Below are 20,806 nucleotides of genomic sequence, written 5' to 3'. Positions count from 1 at the left end.
CTCTAGTATACCATGGCACTTAATTCATCTAAATATTTCTTTTGGTATTCTGTGGGAGTTCTATTCATTATGGTCTTAAACTGCCTGTTAAAATTAGATAAGGTTTGGAAACCGCTCTCATAGCACGCCTGAGAGCTGTTTCTTTTTTTATCAATCAACAATTTACAAGCATGACCTATACGAATTTCACTTAAAAATTCTGAAAAAGTCTTGTTGGCGTGAATTTTAAAATACCGACTAAATGAGGTTGGGGTCATGTTGGTGAGTGCTGCCAATTCTGAAACGCTAATCTTTTGGGTAAAGTGTTTCATCACATAGGCATATACCCTATTCATCCGGTCTGTATCACCTTCTTTTAAGGTATTGGTATACCCCGGACTGGCCAAAAAGCGATACTCTTTAGATTTGGCTAAAAGATTTAATATTTGCAACAACCCAAGTACTTGGTCAAACCCCTCCAATTGCAGAAGATTTCGGAGCATTACACCCACCTTTTCTGCTGTTTTGCCCAAAATATCGATGCCGCGAAGGCTCTTTTTAAAAAGCTGTCGAAGCGCAATCATTTCTTCTTTTTGCATGAGGTTTTCGCTGATGAGGTTTCCACCAAAATACACTACAATACCTTTTGCCATACCTTTTTTTTGGCTTCTTAGGCTATCCTGATCGCTACGCCATAAATGAGGAAGATTAGGACCGGAAAAAGTGATTTCGCCCTTTTTAAATTGCTTTACATGATCGCCCACAAAGCGGGTGCCACTGCCCTGTAGTACCATAAAAAGTTGGTATTCCGGATGAAAATGCCAGTTGGGATCAAAAAAAGATTGTTCCAAATAGTGCACTACTAAAGCATGGTTTACCGGTATGGGCGATTTTTGTAAGGCAGATTTCAAGGGTGTTTCAAAATTTAACGGTTTTTACAGTGCTAAATGGCGACACTAATTTACCATATAAATAGATTAAAATAAAATTTTGTGATATAATAAAGTCAATAACCGATAGAATACAGTCCTATTTCTATGACATTTATCAGTAATATTGATACGACTTAAAATATGCCCAATATGAAACCTTTAATTACTCGCTTTTTATGTGTCTTTGTTGTTGTAGCCGTATTGATCGGCTGTCAGTCCGCTCCTAAGACTCCCGTAGTTGATCAGCCGCGCCGGTTAGAACTATTATTTTTAGGCCACTCCATTGAGCATCACAATTCTAATGCTTATATGCCCATTTTGGCTTCTGCACTTACTAAAAGTGGCATTAACATAACCTATACCGAGAATCCGGATGATCTTAATCCCGCCAAACTAGCCTTGTATGATGGACTTATCATTTACGCCAATCACGATAGCATTACGCCGGCGCAGGACAAGGCTTTAATCGATTACGTTTCCGGCGGCAAAGCTTTTATTCCTATTCATTGTGCCAGTTTTTGTTTCCGAAATTCTCCGGAGTATGTAGACATGGTTGGCGGTCAATTTATGAGTCACGAAACCGGAACATTTACCACGACTATTATAGATAAAGCACACCCTATAACGGAAAATTTAGAACCATTTGCCACCTGGGATGAGACCTACGTGCACAGTAATATGGCCAAGGACATTAAAGTACTGATGGAGCGCGAGGAAGGAGGCCATAAGGAACCATGGACTTGGGTAAAAGAATATGGCAAAGGAAAAGTTTTTTATACCGCCTATGGTCATGATGAACGCACCTGGAACCAACCGGGATTTCAACATTTAATAAAAGAGGGTATTTTATGGGCGGTAGATGCCAATGCCAAAAAAAATTGGGAGGCCTTTGTAAAGGACATGCCTAAGCTACTGTACGAAGAACGCGCCAATATTCCAAACTATGAAAAGAGAGATCCCGCACCAAAATACCAACTTCCTTTATCTCCGGAAGAATCTGCTAAACTGATTCAGGTACCGGCCGGTTTTGAGGCACATTTATTTGCCTCGGAACCCGATATCATTAATCCGATAGCCATGAATTGGGATGAAAAGGGGAGGCTTTGGGTTATAGAAACTGTGGATTACCCCAATACCGTAAGAGACGATAAAGGACAGGGAGACGACCGTATAAAAATATGTGAAGACACTAACGGAGATGGCAAAGCAGACAAATTTACCATTTTTGCCGAAGGTCTAAACATCCCCACCAGTTTTACTTTTGCCAATGGCGGCATACTTGTATCCCAAGCACCCTATTTTCTATTTCTTAAGGATACCGACGGCGATGATAAAGCCGATGTAAAAGAGGTAATTATAGAGGGTTGGGGAACTTTTGATACGCACGCCGGACCGTCGAACCTTCAAAATGGCATTGATAATAATATCTATGGTGTGCTTGGCTATTCTGGGTTCAAAGGGGAAATCTTTGGAAAACCCTATGAATTTCGCCAAGGAGTGTATCGCTTTAACACGCAGTATACCGACTTTGAATTTATAAGTAGCACCAGCAATAATACTTGGGGTTTAGGTATTACAGAAGATAATTCCTTATTTGCCTCTACCGCGAACAACACACATAGTGTTTTTGTAGGTATTCCCAACGCCAGCTTTGCCGGTGTGGAGGGTATTCCTTCCCAAGGCAGTAGTAAAATAGACGGGCATTATGATATGAAAGCTATTACACCTAATGTGCGACAAGTAGATGTCTTTGGGGGCTTTACCGCCGCTGCCGGGCATTCCTTTTATACCGCTCGTAGCTTCCCGAGTGACTATTGGAATAAAGTCGCCTTTGTTTGCGAACCTACAGGAGGCGTGGTACATATTGCTAAGATTGAAAAGGAGGGTGCCGGATATATCGAAAAAGACGGAGGTAATCTTATAGCAAGTTCCGATGAGTGGTTTTCGCCCGTAGAAGCAAAAGTAGGGCCCGATGGCAATGTATGGGTGCTAGACTGGTATAATTTTATCATTCAGCACAATCCTACGCCAAAAGCGGAAAGAGGGGGATATGATGCCGAAAACGGTGAAGGAAATGCATACATCAATCCATTACGAGATAGATCGCGAGGAAGAATTTGGTTGGTAAAACCAAAAACAGCAACACTAAAAACAGGTCTCACAGCCTTAGATCACAACAACCCCAAAGAATTGATTGCGGCGCTTTCTAACGATAATATGTTTTGGCGCATGACGGCTCAGCGTCTCTTAGTAGAAAAAGGGGATAAATCAGTTTTACCCGCCCTTTATGCTGCTATAAAAGAAAGTAAACCGGATGCGCTAGGGCTTCATCTTGGAGCATTACATGCGCTTTGGGTTGTACAGGGTCTTGGCGTTATTCCTTCGGAAGCACAGGCAGTAGAAGTTGTGAAAGGTGCCCTTGCAAATGCAGATGGTGCGGTACGAAAAGCAGCCATACAAATACTACCAAAAAACACCGATACAGACAATGTATTGCTCAAGGCAGATATTCTGAATGATGTGGATCCGGGTGTTCAATTAGCGGCTTTACTCTATTTTGCAGATCGGGATCCCTCGGTAGAAGTTGGCAAAAAACTTTATGCCTTAAGCCTAAAGGAAGGCATAGCAAATGACGCTTGGCTCTCTAAAGCACTGTATGCCGCAGGGGCAAAACACAGTGTAGGATTTATTGGTGAGGTACAAAACCTGGATCCCCAACAACTTGAAACACCAATAGCAGAAAAAATAGACTGGGAAAGCCCACGACTAAATGATGCAGAATGGAAAACCATGAAAATACCTCAATACATAGAAAATGCCGGTCTAGATATAGATGGAATAATTTGGTTTCGGCGGGAAGTACCTATTTCTGCCGCAGACGCAGGTAAAGCCGGCACCATATCCTTGGGCCCTATTGATGATTCGGACGTGGTGTATATTAACGGTCAGAAAATAGGAAATACAGACAATTATGAAGTCCCGCGGGTATATGCTGTAAAAAGCGGTATTTTAAAGGCGGGCAGCAATACTATTGCCATATGGGTTAAAGATACCGGTAGCGGCGGCGGAATTTACGGAAATAAAGACCAATTATTTCTAAAGGTAGGTAATACCTCTCTTCCCTTAGATGGCGACTGGAAATATAAGGTAGCCGAAGATTATACCAAAAAAGAAGGCAATCAGTTTCAGGAAATTTCCATAGCAGCATTACTGGTTAAAAATTACGGGGATAAAGTAGCCCTATTAGCCACATCCCAAAGTACGGATAATGCCCCCGCCAATGTAATTCGGATTAAAACCATACAAAACGAAATGAAATTTGATATTTCTGAGTTTGTAGTAGAAGCCGGAAAATCTATAGAAGTAGTGTTTGAGAATAACGATTTTATGCAGCATAATTTATTGATTACGGAGCCTGGCACCAAAGAAAAGGTAGGGGCAGCGGCAGATAAGTTAGCCATGGATCCCAAGGGAGCCGAAAAGAACTATGTCCCCGACATGGCAGAAGTGCTGTTTTATACCCCCATCGTAGATCCGGATAGTACGTTTAGTCTCAAATTTACGGCACCCACAACCCCCGGAATGTACCCCTTTATTTGCACCTTTCCGGGGCATTGGCGCATTATGCAGGGTGTTATGAAAGTGGTGGCTGCAACCTCTTAGTCCCTTTTAAGATTCGTTTTTATTTCAAAACAAAACGCAAGTAGCGTGCAAAAAAGGCATTAAAACAATGAATACAACAACAAAATTTGGCGTAAGTACTTGGCTTTGGGAATCGCCTTTTACCTCCCAATCGGTGGCCCTATTTCCAAAAATAAAAGCAATGGGATATGATTTGGTCGAAATTCCGGTCGAAGACCCTTCGCTTATTGATGGCGAATTGGTTAAAAAAGCCTTGGAAGCGAACGACTTAGGGGTAGTAGTTTGTGGTGCTTTTGGCCCCACCAAAGATTTTACACATGAAGATAGGGCGGTGCATCAACACTGTTTTAATTATATAGAACAGTGTTTTCAACTCTGCACTATTTTGGGCGGTGGTTTTTTAGCAGGTCCTATGTATTCTGCCGTAGGAAAAGCGCGATTGGTTTCATCGGAACAGAAGAAAAGAGAATGGGACAGCGCCGTAACAAACCTTACAGCAGTCTGTAAAATGGCAGGTAGGTATGGCTTAGAAATTGCCTTAGAACCGCTCAATAGATTTGAATCCGATTTGGTGAATACCGCTGAAGATGTAATGCGCTTAGTAACCGATATTAATCAAAAAGAGGCGAAAGTATTATTAGATGGTTTTCACATGACTATCGAAGAAAAGAACATTAAAGAAGCCATAAAAACCGTGGGAAACAAACTACTTCACGTACAAGTTTCTGAAAATCACAGAGGTGTTCCGGGTACCGGACTCACACCTTGGAATGATTTTAAAGAGGGTTTGGCTGAGATTCATTATCAGGGTGCTATAGTTATAGAAAGCTTTACCCCGGAAATTAAAGAGTTGGCAGCAGCCGTCTGTATTTGGAAAAATTTGGCTCCTAATCAGGATGCGTTTGCTACAGACGGACTTCAATTTTTAAAACAAACATTTAATAGCTAAAGCATACAAAAATGAGTACTAGAAAAATTAATGTGGCGATTGTAGGCCTTGGATTTGGGGCAGAATTTATTCCGATTTATCAAAAACATCCCCATGCTAACTTGGTGGCCATATCCCAGCGAAACGAACAAAAATTAAATGAATTGGGCGACGCTTTTGGTATTGCCAAACGCTATACCTCCTATGATGAACTATTAAAAGATCCCGATATTGATGCGGTACATATCAACACCCCTATTCCGGATCATGGCATTCAATCTATAAAAGCCTTAAAAGCAGGAAAACACGTAGCCTGCACGGTACCCATGGCAACCACAGTAGCCGAATGTGAAGAAATTGTACGATTAACTCAAGAAACGGGACTCACCTATATGATGATGGAAACTGTAGTGTATGCGCGCGAATTTCTCTTTATGAAAGAGTTATATGAAACTGGAGAACTTGGCAAAATACAATTTCTAAAGGCTAGTCACCAACAAGACATGGACGGTTGGCCTAATTATTGGCCCGGTTTGCCCCCCATGCACTACGCCACACATTGTGTAGGCCCTGTACTAGCACTTACCCGCGGAGAAGCAGAATATGTGTCGTGTTTTGGCTCCGGCACTATACGGGAAGAATTAATTGCACATTACAATTCGCCTTATGCGGTAGAAACAACGCACATTAAGTTTCGAAATTCAGATTTAAGTGCGCAAGTATATCGTTCTCTTTTTGATGTAGCACGCCAATATAGAGAAAGTTTTGAGGTTTATGGTTCTATAAAGTCCGTAGAATGGCCCCTTATTGAAGGACAAACCCTAGTGGTACACACTGCGAAAAAACCGGAACCTGAAATTCCCGAAGAAGTAGAAAGCCCCGATTTTGCAAAACTTTTGCCCAAGGAAATACAACATTTTACCACCCAAGGTGTATACGACGATGAGCACGAGCACTTATCGTTTACCCAAGGTGCAGGGCATGGTGGCTCTCATCCCCATTTGGTGCACGAATTTGTAAATGCTTTACTGCAGAAAAAAGCACCATACCCAAATGCGAAACAATCGGCTAACATTACGTGTGTGGGTATTTTGGCGCACGAATCTGCTTTAAATGGAGGTGCATTAATGCGATTGCCGGAGTTTACGTTTGAGGGATAAACAAACCCGCCCTATAGCTGTGGCGGATTTTAAAAACATCATAACCAAAGATTTGGGATACATTAGCTGGACACCCTTGTAACCTTTCGGAATAGTAAGGCGATTGGGGGTGAAAATTGTATTTTGCGTTTAGATTTTTGTTCTTCGAAGTTTGTCTTGTCGTAGCATGCAGTGTGATGATATTCATAAAAATATTTTTGATTTAGGTTTCACATCCTAGAATTATCATCAACGTATCACTTCTAGGGAAAGGTTCGAAGTTTGAGGAGCCAGCGCATACGTAGATTTAAAATTAATTGGTATGGTTAGGAAGGCTACGGAGTACGCTTCTTTTTTCATTGTAACTAGTTTCATCCAACTATGCGGTAGCATTTCAGATTGGCATGCTAAAAAATCATCGAAGTATCCGTAAAAAAATAGTCTTAAATTTGCTAAGGGCTGTTCCATTTTTACTTCAATATTATTAAAGCTGTTAAATAAACAAGCAAACACCGGATTCCTTATGTACGAATATTTTTTTCAATGCCCTTACTGCTGGGAAAATATATCGATGTTATTAGATCCTTCCATTCACAAGCAAACTTATATTGAAGATTGCGAAACATGTTGCAACCCTATCGAGGTGTCCCTATGTTTTGAAGACATTGAATTGATTTCTTTTGAGGCTAGGAATATAGAGCAATAATTTATTTAGGCAGTAATGGTCAACTAAAGGGGCTATCTTTTGATTTGCCGGATGCCGAAAGACATAAAATAATAGAGGCAAACTCGTATTACACCAAAAACGAAAAGCAAAAGAAAGCCCTGAAGCTAGCCAAAGAAATGGAAACGACATTTTTCACCGCTGAAAAGGAAGGATTTTTAAGTACTTACGAAAAAAAAGAAATATCAAATGTTACAAGCTTATTAGAAATCCGTTTAGATGACGAAATTAAGCAGTACTGTATAATGGTTAACTATCGCAGGATTATGGATTATTAGATTATTTTTTAGGTTTGACTGCAAGGGGGAAAGATAAAGACATTTCTTTCCCCCTTTTTATTTAATAAAACCTCCACCGAACATTAATCGTACAAATAAACAAAACAAAAAACCGTAAAAACTTAATTAATAAGTAATTACGGTTTTTACTCGTACAGGCGGAGAGACTCGAACTCTCACACCTTGCGGCACTAGATCCTAAGTCTAGCATGTCTACCAATTCCATCACGCCTGCAAAAGTCCCAAAGGCACCACTCCGGCACATTTCGGGTTGCAAATATAGCGCAAAAATTCAATTCCGGAATACTTCAATAATAAAAAGTTGATTTTGTAAATTTAAGTCCTCTACCAATTTAGTTTCTATGCAAAAAAGTATCGATTACGTAAACGAACACAAAGACCGATTCATTGAAGAACTTGTAACCCTACTGAAAATACCTTCGGTTAGTGCCGATCCTGCGTATACGCAAGATGTGCTTAATACCGCACAGGCTGTTAAAGCATCGCTACTAAATAGTGGCTGCGATCTGGTTGAAATATGCGAAACCCAAGGATACCCTATTGTGTATGGTGAGAAACTCATTGATTCCCAACTACCCACTATTTTAGTGTACGGGCATTATGATGTACAACCCCCGGATCCGGTTCATCTTTGGAATTCGCCTCCCTTTGAACCCATCATTCAACAAACGCCATTGCACCCTGAAGGGGCTATTTATGCCCGTGGCGCATGTGATGATAAAGGGCAAATGTACATGCATGTAAAGGCATTAGAATTCATGGTGCGTACCCATCAATTGCCATGCAATGTTAAATTTATGATTGAAGGCGAAGAAGAAGTGGGCAGCAAAAGCCTCGCTGCCTTTGTTATTGAAAATAAACAGAAACTGGCAAATGATATTATCCTGATTTCCGACACAGGAATGATCGCCAAAAACGTACCGTCTATTACTACCGGGCTAAGAGGGTTAAGCTATGTGGAGGTAGAAGTTACAGGCCCAAACCGCGATTTGCATTCCGGATTGTATGGGGGTGCCGTAGCCAATCCTATTAATGTACTTACCAAAATGATTGCCAGCCTTCATGACGAAAATAACCATATAACTATTCCGGGATTTTATGATAAGGTAGCAGAGCTAAGCCCCGAAGAACGTTCTAAAATGGCCGAAGCCCCATTTGACCTACAAGAATACCAAAATGCGGTTCATATTGATGCGGTATATGGCGAAAAAGGCTATACCACCAACGAACGCAACAGCATTCGCCCCACCTTAGACGTAAATGGTATTTGGGGAGGCTACACCGGAGAAGGTGCAAAAACGGTAATTCCAAGTAAGGCCTACGCTAAAATTTCGATGCGACTGGTGCCGCATCAGCATTGGGAAGAAATTACCCAACTTTTTAAAACGTATTTTGAAAGCATCGCTCCCAAGGGGGTAAAAGTAAAAGTTACCCCACACCATGGGGGTCAGGCGTACGTAACTCCAATTGATACCATCGGATACAAAGCTGCGGCGAAAGCTTATGAAACCACTTTTGGAAAAAAACCGATTCCGCAGCGCAGTGGCGGAAGCATCCCTATCGTTTCCCTTTTTGAAAAGGAACTGGACAGTAAAACTATTTTAATGGGGTTTGGGCTAGATAGTGATGCCATCCACTCTCCTAATGAGCATTTTGGTATTTGGAATTACCTTAAGGGCATTGAAACCATCCCTTATTTTTATCAGTATTTTACAGCGATGAGTTTGAAATAGTTGATGGTTGACGGTTGATCGTTGATGGTGATTTATTAATGGTAAATGATTAATGCTGAATGTTGAATGTTGAATGGTAAAAATAATAAAACCCATAGTACCAACAAAAAAAGTGAGGCAAAAACCGGGTAGATCATTCAAGACGTTTGAAGCATAAACCTTTTTCTTAATGTGCGTTATAGTTTCTTTACAAATTTTGTAATAATCACTATTTGTTGCCCATCTACCCTACCTTCAATATACTCGGCATTTTCGCGATCCAAAGAAATCTTCCTCACGGCCGTTCCCTGTTTGGCTACCATACTGGATCCTTTAACTTTTAAATCCTTTATCAGCACCACGGAATCTCCGTTTTCTAGGATCACGCCATTGGCGTCTCTATGTACTATGCGTTCGCTATCGGTCAATCCCACCCCACTCGCTTTGGCCCATAGCAACACACTGTCTTCCAAATACATCATATCTAATAGGTCTTGTGGCCAGCTTTCCGTTTTTAAGCGATGCAACATTCGCCATACCGCCACCTTAACGGCATCATGTTCGCTCCACATGCTATCGTTTAAACACCGCCAATGATTTACATCTACCGTTTCAGGATTTTCAATTTGGCCCATACAGGTTTCGCATACAAATATGGATCCATCTACTCCGGATGTTGGCGCGTGAGCCACTTCAAAAACACCTAAATTCAATGTTGAATTACATAATTCGCAGGCTCCTCCGCTTCTGGCCATCAACGCTTCTTGTACCTTCATCCTATCTATATTTTTTTAAGTTGCAAACGTACTACTTTCTCCTATAAAGAGGGGTTGTCACTTTACAAAATCAACATTTTTTAAAAAAGTATCCAAATCCTTTGTTGTGTTGCAATATCCTCTGTTTCTATAGAGGCGCCTATTTTCCTCTTCCTTCATGCACTTTATCAACCCGATGTTCATTTTGACTTGATTTCTTCAATTTTTGCCGCAGTCTGAAGGATACATCCAAGAAATCTTCATTACTTCCTTCAGGATCGAGGCAAATAATGAAGATTTTGTATCAAACAAGCACTAAACAATCAAAATGCACAAAGCGTTTTATCCATAAGTATTTACACAAAATCGGTGTTATACTAGGGCTAAAACTACCTGCTCTAGATGACCCTAAGGTCTTTAAAGCACAATAAAAAATTTCTTGAAACTGACTATCCCCGAGGCAAGCCATAGGGTTATTTCGCCAGTTTCATTTTGGCCTTTGGGCCAAAATCCGAAATTTTGTATTTTACCTCACCCGGAACTGCAAAAAGGCAGTTCCGACCTCTCCAAAGGAGAGGTAAATAGGAAACCCCCACCCAAGGGTCGGGGAATCTTTAGATTGAAGCGACATGAAATCGAAATAAACAAACCAAATTGATCATCCGCATAAAAAAACCATCTCCAATGTGGCGATGGTATTTCTTCGCTTTACCAAAACGGTTGCAAGGGATACTGCGCCTAAACTAAATTTTTTGCCACCAAATATTCTGCAATTTGGACGGCGTTTGTTGCGGCCCCCTTTCTCAGGTTGTCTGCCACAATCCATAAGTTTAAGGTGTGTCTTTGAGTCTCGTCTCTTCGGATACGACCCACAAACACATCATCCTTGTCGTGCGCATAAATGGGCATAGGATAGGTATTGGTATCTGTATTGTCCTGAACAATTACACCCGGTGTTTCACTTAAAATTTTACGCACCTCAGACAGTTCAAAATCATTTTCAAAAGCCACGTTTACGGATTCTGAATGCCCTCCCGAAGTGGGTATCCTCACTGCTGTAGCGGTAATAGAAAAGCTTCTGTCGTTTAGTATTTTTTGAGGTTCTCTAGCCAGTTTCATTTCTTCTTTAGTGTAGCCGTTCTCTAAAAACACATCGCAATGCGGTAAGGCATTTCTGTTGATGGGGTACGGATACGCCATTTCTCCGCTTACGCCGGCCATTTCATTTTCAAGTTGCTTTACCGCCTTGAGCCCGGTCCCGGATACGGATTGATAGGTAGAAACCACTACCCTTTTCATTTTGTATTTTAAGTGCAAGGGATACAACACCATAACCAATTGTATGGTAGAACAATTAGGGTTGGCAATGATCTTATCGGCAGCAGTAAGTTCTGAGGCATTTATTTCGGGAACGATTAATTTTTTGGTAGGATCCATGCGCCATGCTGAAGAGTTGTCTACTACCGTGGTGCCCACTGCTGCAAATTTAGGTGCCCATTCCAATGAGGTATCGCCCCCTGCTGAAAAGATAGCAAGATCCGGTTTGGCATTAACTGCACTTTCCAGTCCAATTACGGTATGTGCTACGCCATTAAACATCACTTTTTTTCCTACAGAACGTTCCGAAGCTACCAAAATCAATTCTGTTATGGGAAAATTCCGTTCGGCCAATACCTTTAACATGACCTCACCAACCATTCCTGTGGCTCCTACTACTGCTACTTTCATATGTTATACTTTAACTTTTATTCGATGTAACAAATACCGTAACTGTGTCCATAGCATATTTCCCGTTCCTCTAGCATCGGTACTACCACCATGGCGTAAGGCCTAAACTACGAAAGACCAACACACAGATCGTATCATTCCTTTTATACTATTTTGGATATATCCTTATTGCAAGACCGCTACCCAAACCTTTTTAAAATGACGGCAAAGGTAGCGCAAACGCACAAGTCTGCAAATAGCAATCTAAAGAATAATTAAAATATAACAAAATGTTATTTTTGTAACATTTTAAACTGTTTAAGGTCCCACGAGATCTTAAAAGAACGCCTTACATTACCTTTCCAGGCCTGCGTATCCGTCCGTACATCATAAGATCAGGAAAGCGTGGAAGAATTTACATCTCGTGTATTGCGTAAAATAATTTCTACAAAAAACGGCATAGAAAGTACTATGCCGTTTCCAAAATATTTGTCTGCCAGAAAGGTAATTAAATGCTCTTGACCCTGACCTATAACCGAGGTGTTATTTCTTTTTAAGGAGATCCCGAATTTCGGCCAATAAGTCTTCCTGAGAGGGTCCGGCTGGAGCCGCTGGTTCCGGAGCCGGCTTGGTTTTATTATATGCCTTGATAATAACAAACATTACAAACCCCACAATAATAAGGTTTACAATGGTATTAACCCATGCTCCCCAGCGAATGGCATTCTCTGCAATGAAACCCGCTTCGCCCTCTACGCCGGAGGCGGCTGTGAGTACAAATTTAAGGTTAGAAAAATCAGTGCCACCTGTAAGTGTACCTACAATAGGCATCATAATGTCTGATACAAATCCATTGACTACGGCACCTACGGCACCGGCCATGATAACCGCGACGGCAAATTCAATGACATTGCCAGTCATAATAAAATTCTTAAATTCTTTGAGCATGATTTTGTGTTTTAATAGATTAATTGGAAGTGCAATGTAATAAAAAAATACATTTATTTTAGGTTGAATTATGCTATCCTCAGTTGTCTATAAAAATTCTTTTTACCCGTTGTGAAATGCCTGTAAGCAACTCATAGGCAATGGTATTACCCCCGGCAGCAAATTGTTCGGCGGTGGGGTATGTTCCAAACACAATCACTTCGTCTCCTTCGTTACAATCGATGTCGGTGACATCTACCATAATCATATCCATGCATACATTGCCAATAATGGGGGCTGGTTGCCCATGTATGGCCACGTAAGCGTTACCCTTGCCGTAAATTCGGCCAATTCCGTCGGCATGGCCTAGAGGTAACGTTGCGGTTTTTCTAGGCGTATCGGTTCTAAAAGCCCGATTGTACCCTACGGTCTCATGAGCCTTTATATGATGTATTTGGGAAATTACTGTTTTTAAGGTAGCTACGGGCTGCAATTGTTCATCTATTGGTTTTTCATTGCCAAATCCGTATAATCCAATACCGCTCCTAACCATGTCAAATTGTGCCTCGGGATAGTTTATAATGCCGGAGGTATTCAGTACATGCCAAAGGGGATGGTATCCCAGAAACCGATCTACTTTAGTTGCTATTTCTTTAAATATTCGTAATTGCCTTGCTGTAAACTCCCTTTCGTTTAGATCTTCGGATGCAGCCAAATGCGATAAAACCGAAGCAATTTTTACTTCGGCCACATCTTTTATACAGCGCAGTACCTCATCTATTTGATTCGCCTCAAAACCAAGCCGATTAAGTCCCGTATTCCATTTTAGATGCACAGGGTATTGCTTCAGGGTATTCGAAATTGCTAGCTGTTTAAAAGCGGATAACATTTTTAAGGAATAGATGCTGGGTTCTAACCGGTAGTCTATAAGCAGTTGAAAATTTGTAGGCAGCGGGTGTAGCACCAAAATAGGCGTTTCTATGCCCGCCTTGCGCAATGCCACACCTTCATCGGCATAGGCCACTGCAAGGTAATCTACACCTAATTGAGTGAGTTTAAGGGCAATCTTAGCGGCATCACTGCCGTATGCAAAAGCCTTGACCACGCCTAAGAACTTGGTTTTAGAATCTAATTTACCTCTTAAATAATGATAATTATGCGCCAATGCTCCTAGGTGTATTTCCAAGGTAGTTTCTGAAGTTTTAGCCATTCGCTTTCTTTTGGGGGAGCACTTCTTCTGACACCACAGGAAATTGATTTATTTTTTCGCGTAACATGGCTTTATAGTAAGCCGCTCTGCTTAAGGGCTCATAGGCCTCGGTTTCGCCGAGCAGTACTAATTTTTCATTGCTCGATTTTCTAAAACTGTAATGGGCTAAATTTCCGGTACGTGTGCAAATGGCATGTACCTTGGTTACGTATTCTGCTGTAGCCATTAAGGCCGGCATAGGACCAAACGGATTTCCTTTAAAATCCATATCAAGGCCGGCTACCACCACACGAACGCCACGGTTGGCCAAATCATTACAAACTGTAATAATTTCGTCATCAAAAAACTGAGCTTCATCAATGCCAACCACATCGCAACCATCAGCCAGCAAACGAATATTAGCAGCAGCGGGCACCGGGGTAGATCGTATTTCATTGGCATCGTGCGATACCACCAAATCATCATCATACCGGGTATCTACGATGGGCTTAAAAATTTCTACTTTTTGTTTGGCAAATTGGGCGCGGCGCAACCTGCGAATAAGCTCTTCGGTCTTTCCAGAGAACATGGATCCGCAGATGACCTCGATCCATCCGAATTGTTCTTTGTGATTCACCGTATTTTCGAGAAACATTTTGTAATTTTAGACGAAAGTTAGTTGTTTTTCGTTGTTGATTAATACAGGGATAAAATTAATAAAGATAGTACACCTTTTGTATAAAGGTTAAATAAAAAGGTAGAATTGATGAAACAAGTCATGCTAAAAAGTATAACACACAAAAGAATGATTATTGACGAGTTACATGTGACCGATGTAATAAAAAAGATATAAACACATGAAAAGAAAATTAAAAGAGGAATTGGTACGGATGTCTACTGATATCATTACCTCCAGAAACATGAACGAAATTAGCGAACTCTACGATGCTGCAAAAGCCTTGTATGAAAAGTTAGCGGTCTTAAAATATATTGAGGAAAAACTCAATGACTTGGAAGTTGATGTGAGCAAAAATGCGATTGCGAGCAAATTTGAAAAAATGGCTACTGCAGTAATCAATGAAAACAAACTTGTGCCGGAAACTAATCCGCACGAGGAAGATATTATTACTCCAGGTATGGAGACCATAAGAGATATGGTTAAGGAAATGCACAGTGGTAGTATTCCGGTAGATGAAATTTTTGCAGAATTTAAAGCAAAACCCGAATTTACCAAAAAAGAAAGTGTAGTGTCAGACAACAACGGGGCTAAAACTTCAGATTCGTATTCTAAATGGTCCGTAGAAAAACCCGGGAAAGAAATAAAAATAGATCTTAATGATCGTATCGCTTTCGTAAAACACTTATTCAACGGCAGTACGGAGGATCTTAATCGCGTTATATCGCAGTTAAACACCATTGACTCGCAGGAGCGCTCCGTAGCCTTTGTTGAAAATATGATTAAGCCCGACTACAATCAATGGGCAGGAAAAGAAGAATACGAAAGTCGCTTTATGGCACTTATAGAAAGGCGCTTTTCATAAAACCTAATGGGTATTTAAATTTTAAGAAGAACGTTCTTTTTTCAATTTTCGACTTCTTATTTTTAAACCTTAGCTTACAGCATGGGAAAATTATTTGTTGTTCCAACGCCCATTGGGAATTTGGAAGATATTACACTAAGGGCGCTTAAAGTACTCAAAGAAGTGCAGCTTATTTTGGCCGAAGACACCCGTACAAGCGGTAAATTACTGCATCATTACGGCATTACAACACCCATGCAAAGCCACCATATGCACAACGAGCACCGCAGTGTAGACAGCATTATTAAAAAACTTCGGAGTGGCGCAGATGTGGCTCTTATTTCCGACGCCGGAACCCCTGCCATTTCAGATCCCGGATTTTTAATTTGTCGCAGTTGTATAGAAAATAACATCCACGTGGATTGTCTTCCGGGAGCCACAGCATTTGTACCCGCCCTAGTGAATAGTGGATTTCCGTGCGACAAGTTTGTGTTCGAAGGATTTTTACCCGTTAAAAAGGGAAGAAAAACCAGGCTAGAAAAATTAGCCGAAGAAACACGAACCCTAATTTTTTATGAATCACCGCATAAACTTCTTAAAACCCTAACGCAATTTACGAGCTATTTTGGTGCAGACCGACCTGCTTCCATTTCTCGCGAACTCAGCAAAATGTACGAAGAAACGCGTAGGGGAACCCTAGCCGCATTAGTCGCACATTTTACAGAGAAACCGCCCAAAGGAGAAATAGTAATTGTAGTAGCCGGCAAAAAGTAGTCCCTTTTTCTATCCGTAAACCGCAATCCTTTTCGGTACGCTAAAGTGCTAATCCTGAATTGGGTTAAAAAATGGTTAAATTGTTGTATATACAATTATTGTATAGAAAAATGAACTACATTTAGTCATCTAAAAATATAAATTATGAGTTATAAAGAAAAAGCATTAGACATTTACCATCAATTACAACAAGGTAAGCTATTAGAAGCCTTTGACACGTACTATGCCGAAGATGTGGTAATGACCGAACCTAGAGGCGAAAGAGTTGGAAAAGTCGCATGTCGTGCCTACGAAGTAGAATTTTTAAACGGGGTCTCCGAATTTCATTCGTTAACTATTGACAGTATTGCCGCCAATGAAGAAGATGGGGTTACCTTTGTAGAATCTACCATGGACGTAACCTTTAAAAACGGGTACCGAGCCAAAATGGAACAAGTAGCTGTGCAACGTTGGAAAGGCGATCAGATTATTCACGAAAGATTTTACTACAACAACGCCCAAGAATAACGGCAAATTTGCAGTGTACCCCTTAAAGGTTGTTCTATGAGAACAACCTTTTTTTAGTCTAAATAGAATCATTATATGGCAATTAAACTAAAGTCGTCGCCTAAAGGCGAGGGATTTTCCACCAGAGGGATACATTAATACCCCTATCGACTACCTTATAGCCTATCTGCTAGTACTTTGTAGGTGGGATCCTCCATTACATTTACGTCTATAATCTCATCCGCATTTTGCAATAATTGCCTACAATCTTTACTCAAATGCTTCAGGTGCACTTTTTTCCCTACTTTATGATAGCGTTCTGTCATTTTATTGAGTGCCTCTATGGCCGACATATCTACTACCCTACTTTCTTTAAAATCGATAATTACCGCATCGGGATCGTTGAGCACATCGAACTTTTCGTTGAAGGCAGCCACAGAACCAAAAAATAGTGGGCCGTAAATTTGATAGTGTTTTGCGCCATTTTCGTCTATGGATTTTCGTGCTCGAATACGCTTGGCATTGTCCCATGCAAAAACCAAGGCTGCAATAATAACACCAACTAAAACGGCGAGTGCCAGATTATGTAAAAAGACAGTAACCAGCGTAACCAATACCATCACCAAAACATCGGATTTAGGCATGCGCTTGAAGGTTCGCAAACTAGCCCACTCAAAGGTGCCAATAGCGACCATGATCATTAGTCCGGTAAGTGCCGCCATGGGTAATTTTTCAATAAGATCTGAACCAAACATCACAAATACTAACAGCAAGACGGCAGCAACGATGCCGGACAACCGAGCCCTTGCCCCATTAGAAGTGTTTATTAAGCTCTGACCTATCATGGCGCAACCCCCCATGCCCGAAAACAAACCCGATAAAATATTGCCCGCACCCTGAGCCACAGCTTCTTTATTTCCGCGGCCCCGAGTTTCTGTAATTTCGTCTATAATATTAAGTGTAAGTAAGCTTTCTATCAACCCCACACCGGCTACAATAGCCGCATAAGGAACTATAAGTTTTAGCGTTTCTAAAGACCATGGTATATTTGGTATGTGAAAGGGAGGAAAACCACCTTTTATAGAAGCAATATCTCCTATGGTTCTTGTTTCTATATCTAAGGCAGTCACCATTGCAAAAACAGTAAGTATAGCAACCAAAGAAGCAGGTATTACTTTTGTTAGCTTTGGCAACCCCCAAATGATGAGCATGGTAAGGAATACTAATCCGAGTAAGATATAGAGGTAATTTCCGGTGAACCAATTTCCGGAAGCGTCCTTAAACTGATCTAATTGCGACATAAAAATAATTACGGCAAGACCATTTACAAATCCAAAAATCACGGGATGGGGTACTAAGCGCATCAATTTACCCAAGCGCAGAAACCCTGCTGCCATTTGAATGATACCTGCCAATATTACCGTAGCAAAAATATACTCTACGCCATGCGATTTCGCTAACGAAACGATAACAATGGCGATAGCGCCTGTAGCGCCGGATATCATGCCCGGCCGGCCACCCAAAACAGCAGTAACCAGTCCCATTACAAACGCAGCATACAAACCGGTTAAGGGAGATAGACCGGCAATCATCGCAAAGGCAATAGCCTCTGGAATAAGTGCTAGTGCCACGGTTATGCCCGACAAGACCTCGGTTTTATAATTAACGGTTTGTGAAAAATCAAATAAATTTAAGTACTTCTTCATCCTTCCTTTTTTGAAAGTGCAAAAGTACTCCAGCATTAAGCTTTAGGAAAATTAATTTCTATTATTACAAATTAAGCCCAGAAACCCCCTGTTATTTTGCGATAAACTCAAAACACACGCTAAACTACTACCAATTTCTCAACCCAAGTAATTTCTCTCCAAGCTCGGTGAGTTTTGCGGTATCGTATTTTGTTTGTTCCCAATTTCTGGGGTCTCCGGGAAAGGCATATCCCTCCGGAGCAATTCTATTTTTCCATGAATTTATACGCCATTCTCGTAAGGTCTCATTCTCTTCCTCTGCGGGCATCATAGAAATATACTGAGCCATACGCACTTTATCTTTGGAATTATTTGGGCGTATGCCATGCGGTTGCGTGCTATTAAAGATCAGCAAATCGCCCGCCTCTAGGGGTACTTTTACAATTTTATCTTGTAAATCGGACACATCGGGTTTAAATGGATCTCGGTCTTTGGGTTGGGTTTGCTTCCATGTTTCGTAGTTGCGATATAGCCATGGAATGCATTGAAAGCCACCCATATTCTCATCGGTTTGGTCTGCCAATGCCAAAACGCCCTGTACATTCTGCGGTTTGGTTTCGGGGTCGTAATCCCAATGTATAAAACCCTTATAGGTATACCCGGGTTGTATGGGAAAGTTTAAATTGGCTCGGTCTATAGTGACCCATAAATTTTCGGTCCCCCAAATATCTACAAAGGCATCGTACACTTTTGGCACTTGTCTGTTGTTCCACAAATGCTGATGGTTATACACTTCTACCATGCCGGTGCCCGTAAGTTCTTTCATTTTCATCTCGGCTCGTGCAGGAGCATACCAAGTCTCCGGGTGCTGAGGATCTTTTTCCTCAAATTCCCATAAAAAATTGGCTGTAGCCTTTACTTGGGCTTTGGACACCGCATTTTTAATGACAATATACCCGTTGTGTTTCCAAAAATCCCAGTCGGCCTCACTTAATACCCGAAGCGGCTGTCCATTGCTTCTATCGTTTAAATGTTTTTTACTGCTGGTCGCCGTAGATGGATTTCCGGGTATGGCCTCATGCGCCTTGTTAGCCATTTCGAATTTTGATTTTGCATTTTCCATGAGTTTGTTTTTTTTAGAATTAATTTAGTGCATGCCCTGTGGTATCAAAAGTAGTCTCCGTTGGTCACTAGTGCCACCGTAATATTGATTACAATTTGTACTTTATTGATTATTTGGCTTAAAATAGTCTAATTTTAATACAGTATAGTTAAATTTAAGACGTGCTTAGAAAGTATTCCGGGGTCATTATTTCGGAGAACTTCCTCGGAAAGATAGCAATGACAGATGCTACCCCTCCCACAATAAAACAAAACCTATCGTAGAGGTTATCATTTTTTTAAGTAGCGATGAAGATTCAATTAGAAACCATACGACCTGCAAGTGAGGGGGTTTTTCGTGTATTACATAATCCGCGATTAAACCATCTCTTTTATTGGCATTTTCATCCGGAACTAGAATTGGTATACATTGAAGGTGCTAGTGCTACACGGCACGTTGGTGACCATATTTCTACCTATGTGGACAGTGATTTGGTCTTAATTGGTCCCAATATACCACATCTTAATTTTGATTATGGTGTACAAACGAATTACCGCAAAGAAGTACTCCATATAAAGCCCGTCTTTTTGGATAAAATTATTCCTGAAATTCCGGAACTTGCCAAGATACAAGATCTTTTTAAAAAAGCTACCCACGGTCTTGCCTTTTCCGGTACTACTAAAAAAAGGGTAGGCCATTTAATGAAAGGGCTGCATGTGCTATCGGGATCGGCTTTATTTGTAGAAGTGCTTCAGATGTTACAACTTTTGGCGGGTAGTTCGGAATTTCATGTCCTGCATCACAGTCCGTTTGTGAATCCCTATAATCAAAGAGAACAAGAGCGGTTGCGTAACATACACGCTTTTATTGCCGCACAGTACCAACGGAAAATAGATGTAGATGAAATGGCCTCCCTTTGTTATCTCTCTAAAGAGGCCTTTTGCCGATATTTTAAGAGAACAACAGGCAATACCTTTATAACCTTCCTGAACCAATACCGCATCAGTCAGGCAAAACGACTATTAATGACAGGCAAAAACGTTAGCGAAAGCTGTTTTGAATGCGGGTTTGAAAGTCTTTCTTACTTTAATCGTACTTTTAAAAGAATAACAGGTGAAAATCCGTCTGAGTTTCGGCAAAAGCATTGGAGACCCTAAAAGGGTGCACAAAGCCCAGCTGTAACAACTAAAAACCGCCACGAGTAAGGAGCTCGCAGCGGTTTCTAAATAAATAACCAACCAAAAAACTTTGTATACCCAACTAGTCGGGCACAATGAGGCTTCCTGACACTGTTGCGCTATAATTG

The 20,806-nt window shown here is 41.0% G+C and carries 18 protein-coding genes and 1 tRNA gene; 10 read left to right on the top strand and 9 right to left on the bottom strand.

What is annotated here, in order from left to right:
• Positions 1 to 2: 2 nt before the first annotated feature.
• A complete protein-coding gene (locus tag U1E44_RS00295; RefSeq protein ID WP_322928858.1) occupies positions 3 to 890 on the bottom strand; it encodes an AraC family transcriptional regulator in 888 nt (295 codons plus the stop codon).
• 171 nt (positions 891 to 1,061) lie between these two features.
• On the opposite strand from U1E44_RS00295, the gene U1E44_RS00290 reads away from it, so the two are divergent.
• The 5 genes from U1E44_RS00290 (at position 1,062) to U1E44_RS00275 (ending at position 7,622) form a co-directional block, all read left to right on the top strand.
• On the top strand, positions 1,062 to 4,574 hold the full coding sequence (locus U1E44_RS00290) for a PVC-type heme-binding CxxCH protein (protein ID WP_322928857.1): 3,513 nt from the start codon (positions 1,062 to 1,064) through the stop codon (positions 4,572 to 4,574).
• A 67-nt stretch (positions 4,575 to 4,641) separates the two neighbouring features.
• Positions 4,642 to 5,502 (top strand): sugar phosphate isomerase/epimerase family protein, encoded by an 861-nt coding sequence (locus U1E44_RS00285; protein WP_322928855.1) that lies wholly within the window; start codon positions 4,642 to 4,644, stop codon positions 5,500 to 5,502.
• A gap of 11 nt (positions 5,503 to 5,513) precedes the next feature.
• Positions 5,514 to 6,641: a Gfo/Idh/MocA family protein gene (locus tag U1E44_RS00280; protein ID WP_322928854.1), complete on the top strand. Its 1,128-nt coding sequence runs from the start codon at positions 5,514 to 5,516 to the stop codon at positions 6,639 to 6,641.
• A 502-nt stretch (positions 6,642 to 7,143) separates the two neighbouring features.
• Entirely contained in the window at positions 7,144 to 7,326 is a 183-nt protein-coding gene (locus U1E44_RS16740) for a zinc ribbon domain-containing protein (RefSeq protein ID WP_323673822.1), read from the top strand.
• A 44-nt stretch (positions 7,327 to 7,370) separates the two neighbouring features.
• A complete protein-coding gene (locus tag U1E44_RS00275) occupies positions 7,371 to 7,622 on the top strand; it encodes a hypothetical protein (protein ID WP_322928852.1) in 252 nt (83 codons plus the stop codon).
• A gap of 153 nt (positions 7,623 to 7,775) precedes the next feature.
• On the opposite strand, the gene U1E44_RS00270 is transcribed toward U1E44_RS00275, so the two are convergent.
• A tRNA-Leu gene (locus U1E44_RS00270) sits at positions 7,776 to 7,857 on the bottom strand.
• Between the two features lie 127 nt (positions 7,858 to 7,984).
• Between U1E44_RS00270 and U1E44_RS00265 the strand changes: the two genes are divergently transcribed.
• Complete coding sequence (locus U1E44_RS00265) at positions 7,985 to 9,376, top strand: dipeptidase (protein WP_322928851.1); 1,392 nt, start codon at positions 7,985 to 7,987, stop codon at positions 9,374 to 9,376.
• Between the two features lie 176 nt (positions 9,377 to 9,552).
• On the opposite strand, the gene U1E44_RS00260 is transcribed toward U1E44_RS00265, so the two are convergent.
• The 5 genes from U1E44_RS00260 to U1E44_RS00240 all read right to left on the bottom strand — a co-directional run bounded on the left by U1E44_RS00260 (position 9,553) and on the right by U1E44_RS00240 (position 14,588).
• Positions 9,553 to 10,131 carry a PhnA domain-containing protein gene (locus U1E44_RS00260; RefSeq protein WP_322928850.1) on the bottom strand — a complete coding sequence of 193 codons (579 nt, stop codon included), beginning with the start codon at positions 10,129 to 10,131 and terminating at the stop codon, positions 9,553 to 9,555.
• Between the two features lie 717 nt (positions 10,132 to 10,848).
• Positions 10,849 to 11,838, bottom strand: coding sequence for an aspartate-semialdehyde dehydrogenase (locus tag U1E44_RS00255; protein ID WP_322928849.1), 990 nt, complete (start codon positions 11,836 to 11,838; stop codon positions 10,849 to 10,851).
• Positions 11,839 to 12,360: 522 nt separating this feature from the next.
• Positions 12,361 to 12,765, bottom strand: coding sequence for a large conductance mechanosensitive channel protein MscL (gene mscL, locus U1E44_RS00250; protein WP_322928848.1), 405 nt, complete (start codon positions 12,763 to 12,765; stop codon positions 12,361 to 12,363).
• A gap of 79 nt (positions 12,766 to 12,844) precedes the next feature.
• Positions 12,845 to 13,954: an alanine racemase gene (alr, locus tag U1E44_RS00245; RefSeq protein WP_322928847.1), complete on the bottom strand. Its 1,110-nt coding sequence runs from the start codon at positions 13,952 to 13,954 to the stop codon at positions 12,845 to 12,847.
• Positions 13,947 to 14,588 carry a thymidine kinase gene (locus tag U1E44_RS00240; RefSeq protein ID WP_322928846.1) on the bottom strand — a complete coding sequence of 214 codons (642 nt, stop codon included), beginning with the start codon at positions 14,586 to 14,588 and terminating at the stop codon, positions 13,947 to 13,949. Before U1E44_RS00240 ends, alr begins: the two co-directional genes overlap by 8 nt.
• A 202-nt stretch (positions 14,589 to 14,790) precedes the next feature.
• Between U1E44_RS00240 and U1E44_RS00235 the strand changes: the two genes are divergently transcribed.
• From U1E44_RS00235 to U1E44_RS00225, 3 genes are all read left to right on the top strand, one after another.
• Positions 14,791 to 15,474, top strand: a complete 684-nt coding sequence (locus tag U1E44_RS00235) for a hypothetical protein (RefSeq protein WP_322928845.1) — start codon at positions 14,791 to 14,793, stop codon at positions 15,472 to 15,474.
• A gap of 81 nt (positions 15,475 to 15,555) precedes the next feature.
• Complete coding sequence (rsmI, locus tag U1E44_RS00230; protein ID WP_322928843.1) at positions 15,556 to 16,227, top strand: 16S rRNA (cytidine(1402)-2'-O)-methyltransferase; 672 nt, start codon at positions 15,556 to 15,558, stop codon at positions 16,225 to 16,227.
• Positions 16,228 to 16,371: 144 nt separating this feature from the next.
• Positions 16,372 to 16,734: a nuclear transport factor 2 family protein gene (locus tag U1E44_RS00225; protein ID WP_322928841.1), complete on the top strand. Its 363-nt coding sequence runs from the start codon at positions 16,372 to 16,374 to the stop codon at positions 16,732 to 16,734.
• 155 nt (positions 16,735 to 16,889) lie between these two features.
• Here U1E44_RS00225 and U1E44_RS00220 read toward each other — a convergent pair whose 3' ends face one another.
• Positions 16,890 to 18,419, bottom strand: coding sequence for a SulP family inorganic anion transporter (locus tag U1E44_RS00220; RefSeq protein WP_322928839.1), 1,530 nt, complete (start codon positions 18,417 to 18,419; stop codon positions 16,890 to 16,892).
• 127 nt (positions 18,420 to 18,546) lie between these two features.
• Complete coding sequence (locus U1E44_RS00215) at positions 18,547 to 19,521, bottom strand: phytanoyl-CoA dioxygenase family protein (protein WP_322928838.1); 975 nt, start codon at positions 19,519 to 19,521, stop codon at positions 18,547 to 18,549.
• 287 nt (positions 19,522 to 19,808) lie between these two features.
• Between U1E44_RS00215 and U1E44_RS00210 the strand changes: the two genes are divergently transcribed.
• Positions 19,809 to 20,657, top strand: a complete 849-nt coding sequence (locus U1E44_RS00210; RefSeq protein ID WP_322928837.1) for a helix-turn-helix transcriptional regulator — start codon at positions 19,809 to 19,811, stop codon at positions 20,655 to 20,657.
• Positions 20,658 to 20,806: the final 149 nt, after the last annotated feature.

Source organism: Aurantibrevibacter litoralis (genome assembly GCF_034651555.1).
Lineage (GTDB): Bacteria > Bacteroidota > Bacteroidia > Flavobacteriales > Flavobacteriaceae > Aurantibrevibacter > Aurantibrevibacter litoralis.
This window is presented reverse-complemented; position numbering and strand designations above follow the sequence as displayed.

What these genes read in the sequence shown, in the direction of transcription:
- U1E44_RS00290 (WP_322928857.1), top strand. Translation starts at nt 1,062, where the DNA reads ATGAAACCTTTAATTACTCGCTTTTTATGTGTCTTTGTTGTTGTAGCC.
- U1E44_RS00285 (WP_322928855.1), top strand. Translation starts at nt 4,642, where the DNA reads ATGAATACAACAACAAAATTTGGCGTAAGTACTTGGCTTTGGGAATCG.
- U1E44_RS00280 (WP_322928854.1), top strand. Translation starts at nt 5,514, where the DNA reads ATGAGTACTAGAAAAATTAATGTGGCGATTGTAGGCCTTGGATTTGGG.
- U1E44_RS16740 (WP_323673822.1), top strand. Translation starts at nt 7,144, where the DNA reads ATGTACGAATATTTTTTTCAATGCCCTTACTGCTGGGAAAATATATCG.
- U1E44_RS00265 (WP_322928851.1), top strand. Translation starts at nt 7,985, where the DNA reads ATGCAAAAAAGTATCGATTACGTAAACGAACACAAAGACCGATTCATT.
- U1E44_RS00260 (WP_322928850.1), bottom strand. Translation starts at nt 10,131, where the DNA reads ATGAAGGTACAAGAAGCGTTGATGGCCAGAAGCGGAGGAGCCTGCGAA.
- U1E44_RS00255 (WP_322928849.1), bottom strand. Translation starts at nt 11,838, where the DNA reads ATGAAAGTAGCAGTAGTAGGAGCCACAGGAATGGTTGGTGAGGTCATG.
- mscL (WP_322928848.1), bottom strand. Translation starts at nt 12,765, where the DNA reads ATGCTCAAAGAATTTAAGAATTTTATTATGACTGGCAATGTCATTGAA.
- alr (WP_322928847.1), bottom strand. Translation starts at nt 13,954, where the DNA reads ATGGCTAAAACTTCAGAAACTACCTTGGAAATACACCTAGGAGCATTG.
- U1E44_RS00240 (WP_322928846.1), bottom strand. Translation starts at nt 14,588, where the DNA reads ATGTTTCTCGAAAATACGGTGAATCACAAAGAACAATTCGGATGGATC.
- U1E44_RS00235 (WP_322928845.1), top strand. Translation starts at nt 14,791, where the DNA reads ATGAAAAGAAAATTAAAAGAGGAATTGGTACGGATGTCTACTGATATC.
- rsmI (WP_322928843.1), top strand. Translation starts at nt 15,556, where the DNA reads ATGGGAAAATTATTTGTTGTTCCAACGCCCATTGGGAATTTGGAAGAT.
- U1E44_RS00225 (WP_322928841.1), top strand. Translation starts at nt 16,372, where the DNA reads ATGAGTTATAAAGAAAAAGCATTAGACATTTACCATCAATTACAACAA.
- U1E44_RS00220 (WP_322928839.1), bottom strand. Translation starts at nt 18,419, where the DNA reads ATGAAGAAGTACTTAAATTTATTTGATTTTTCACAAACCGTTAATTAT.
- U1E44_RS00215 (WP_322928838.1), bottom strand. Translation starts at nt 19,521, where the DNA reads ATGGAAAATGCAAAATCAAAATTCGAAATGGCTAACAAGGCGCATGAG.
- U1E44_RS00210 (WP_322928837.1), top strand. Translation starts at nt 19,809, where the DNA reads ATGAAGATTCAATTAGAAACCATACGACCTGCAAGTGAGGGGGTTTTT.